This window comes from Myxococcus llanfairpwllgwyngyllgogerychwyrndrobwllllantysiliogogogochensis (genome assembly GCF_006636215.1).
GTDB lineage: Bacteria > Myxococcota > Myxococcia > Myxococcales > Myxococcaceae > Myxococcus > Myxococcus llanfairpwllgwyngyllgogerychwyrndrobwllllantysiliogogogochensis.
Genome location: NZ_VIFM01000483.1, coordinates 1 through 3029 on the forward strand (window position 1 = coordinate 1; position 3029 = coordinate 3029).

General features: G+C 73.3%; 3 protein-coding genes. 2 read left to right on the forward strand and 1 reads right to left on the reverse strand.

The features are described from left to right. The first annotated feature begins 31 nt into the window (after positions 1 to 31). Positions 32 to 1153 (forward strand): PilZ domain-containing protein, encoded by a 1122-nt coding sequence (locus FJV41_RS48585; RefSeq protein ID WP_141649423.1) that lies wholly within the window; start codon positions 32 to 34, stop codon positions 1151 to 1153. Between the two features lie 27 nt (positions 1154 to 1180). After that, on the forward strand, positions 1181 to 1576 hold the full coding sequence (locus tag FJV41_RS48590) for a response regulator (RefSeq protein ID WP_141649424.1): 396 nt from the start codon (positions 1181 to 1183) through the stop codon (positions 1574 to 1576). Here FJV41_RS48590 and FJV41_RS48595 read toward each other — a convergent pair. Further along, positions 1537 to 3029 (reverse strand): PAS domain-containing sensor histidine kinase (locus FJV41_RS48595; RefSeq protein WP_141649425.1); only part of this gene is annotated, 1493 nt, incomplete at its 5' end. The genes FJV41_RS48590 and FJV41_RS48595 overlap by 40 nt on opposite strands.

Consider the following 3029-nt stretch of genomic DNA (forward strand, 5'->3'; position numbering starts at 1 on the left):
GCTGGGGGGGATGCGGACATGGAGGCACCACATGAGGATGGCCCCAGGCCCAGTCCGTCCAACGACCCTCGAGGCGCCGCCCTCGCCCAGGGTGCTGTGGGTCGGCGTGGCCGGGGAGGCGTGGCTGGCACTGTCGCGCGCGGCCCGGGCACTGGGCTGTGAGCCGGTGCAGGCCTCGGCGCCTGGCGCGGTGAGCCTGGAGCTGTCGCGAGCGCGGCCCCGGTTGGTGCTGGTGCACTGGCGCCAGGTGAGCGAGCGCGGCCCCGGAGGACTGGGCGGCCTCAAGTCCCGCGTGGGTGCGTCCGGTGCGCCGGTGGTGCTGGTGGCGGAGCCGGAGACGCCCGCCGAGGTGCTGGAGGCCGCGGACGCGGAGGGCGTGGAGGACTGCCTGCTGGCGCCGGTGGGCGAGGCGGCGGTGCGCGCGCGGCTGGCCACGCTTCTGGGCGCCCGTCCCCCGCCTGTCACGAGCGAGCGTTACAGCCCGCGCGTGGTGCTGCTCGCCGGAGGCGCGGGAGGCGCGCGCACGTGGGCGGGGCTGGGCTCGCTGTTGGAAGTCAGTGGCCACCACCTGCTGTACAGCGCCACGGTGGAGGGCGCCGCAGCGCGGGTGGAGGAGCACGGCTCCGCCCCCCACCTGCTCATCGCCGTCGGTGATGGGGCCCGGGGCGGGGTGTGGGCGCGCTCGGGCACGGCCGCTCGCGCGTTGCTGGAGGGCGTGCCCTCGCTGACGGTGACACCCGCGGAGAGCGGGCGCGCGGCGACGCTGCTGCCGCGCATCCACGCGATGCTGGGGCGCGAGGGCGCGTCGCTGCGGGTGGAGGAGCGGGTGCCCTTCTGCTGCCCGGTGGAGTTCGGCGAGGGAGGGCCCCAGGGGCTGGCCTGGACGTCGGGCGTGTCCTTCGCGCTGAGCCCGGGGGGCCTCTTCGTGCGCACGCTGGTGCCGGCGCGGCCCGGGGCGGCGGTGACGTTGCGCATCCACCTGCCCACCACGGGCGAGCGGCTGGAATCCCACGGCGTGGTGGCGTGGGCCAACCCCTTCGCGCCGCGCGACGGGCTGTGTTGTCCCCATGGCATGGGTGTGCGGTTCATGGGCATGGGCCCGCCGCGCTTGATGCACCTGCGCCAGCTCTGTCAGGCCACGGCCTCGCCCTGAAGGCGCGGGCCCGGGAGGCGCTTCGCCATGCGACGCAAGAAGGTCCTCCTCGTCGATGACTCGCACACGGTGCTGATGCTGCACCAGATGATGATGGTGGAGCGCGGCTTCGAGACGCTCATCGCCCGCGACGGGCTGGAGGCGCTGGAGCGCGTGCGGGACGAGGCGCCGGACCTGGTCGTGCTCGACATCCTGATGCCGAACCTGGACGGCCTGGAGACGTGCCGGGCGCTGCGCGGGCGCGAGCCCACCCGCCACACGCCCATCATCCTGTGCAGCACGCGCATGGAGCCGGACTGCGTGCAGGCGGGCTTCGAGAGCGGCTGCACCGACTACCTCACCAAGCCCTTCGCGGGCTCGGAGCTGGCGGCGCTTCTGAATCGCTACTTGGGCTCGGAGCGGGGCACGCGCGGGGGGGACTGACCGGGAGGCCGCGCCGGCAGCGAGCGGCGGGGCAGCGTCACCATGAACGTCGTGCCCTCTTCCTCGGTGGAGCTGACCTCGATGCCGCCGCCGTGCGCCTGGACGATTTCCCGGACGATGTAGAGGCCCAGGCCGTAGCTCATCTTCAGCGTGCGCGTCGTCTGCGGGCCGCTGCGGAAGGGCTCGAAGAGGTGGGGCAACAGGTGCGCGGGGATGGGGCGCCCGCCGTTGTGGACCTCCAGCACCAGCTTGTTGGCCCGAGCCACGCGCGCCACCAGCTTCACGGGGGTGTCCGCGGGGCCGAACTTGAGCGCGTTCTCCAGGAGATTCGAGGCCACCTGGCCCAGCCTGTCCGGGTCCCACATGCCCTGCGTGTTGCCCTTGTGCTCCACCTCGATGACGCGCTCGGGATAGGCCACGCGGAACTCGTGGGCCACGCGCTCCACCAGGTCCTTGAGGTCCACCGGCCGGGGCTCAATCGCCACGCCACCCATCAGCCGCGTGCGCGTGAAGTCCAGGAGCAGGCGGGTGAGCCGTTCAATGCGCACCGCCGCGGTGGCGATGCGCTGGCTGGTGCGCCGGGCGTCCTCGGCCGTGCCGGACTCCGCCATGACGCGCGACCAGTTCATGATGGCGCCCAGCGGGCTGCGGATGTCGTGGCTGACGATGCCCATCAGCTGCTCCTGGAACTCGGAGTGCCGGCGCGCCTCCTCTTCCGCCCACTTGCGCTGGGTGATGTCGCGGCTGATGCCGAACAGCCCCACCACCTTGCCGTCCGCGTCGCGCAGCACGCCCTTGGTGGACAGCCACACGCGAGGGCCCTCGACGCCCGGCTGCCCGTCCTCGTAGGTGACGGTGCGGCCGAAGGCGAGCACCTCCCTGTCGTTGGCGGCGTTGACGCGCGCCACTTCGGGCGCGAACAGCTCGTGGTCCGTGCGGCCCACCATCTGCGAGATTTCGTAGCCCACCGCGCGCGCGCCCGCGTTGTTGATGAGCTGGTAGCGGCCCTCCAAATCCTTCGTGTAGACGGCGTCCGTCGTGCCCTCGTGGATGGCGCGGAACACCTCGCTGGCGCGCCGCAGCTCCTCGCGCACCCGGTGCTCTCCGGTGATGTCGCGGCAGTGCACCAGCAGGCCCCCGGGCACCGCGCGCGCGCGCACGTCGAAGCACAGCTCCCGGTCCGGCCACTCGTGCTCGAAGCGCGTGGCGGCCTGCTGGGTGGCGGGCTGCTCGAAGCGCAGGTGGTCGCGCAGCTTCAAGAGGCCGGGGCACGCGCGGCGCACGTCATCTCCGGGCCCGGCGACGCCGTCCAGCAGCTCCGCCATGCGCGGGCTGACGTAGGTGAAGCGCCAGGCCGCGTCGAGCGTGAAGAAGGCGTCCGGCAGGCCCTCCAGGAGCGCATGGAGCGGTACGCCGGACGCCTCGGATTTCGCGGGCGGGGCCGGGGGACGCT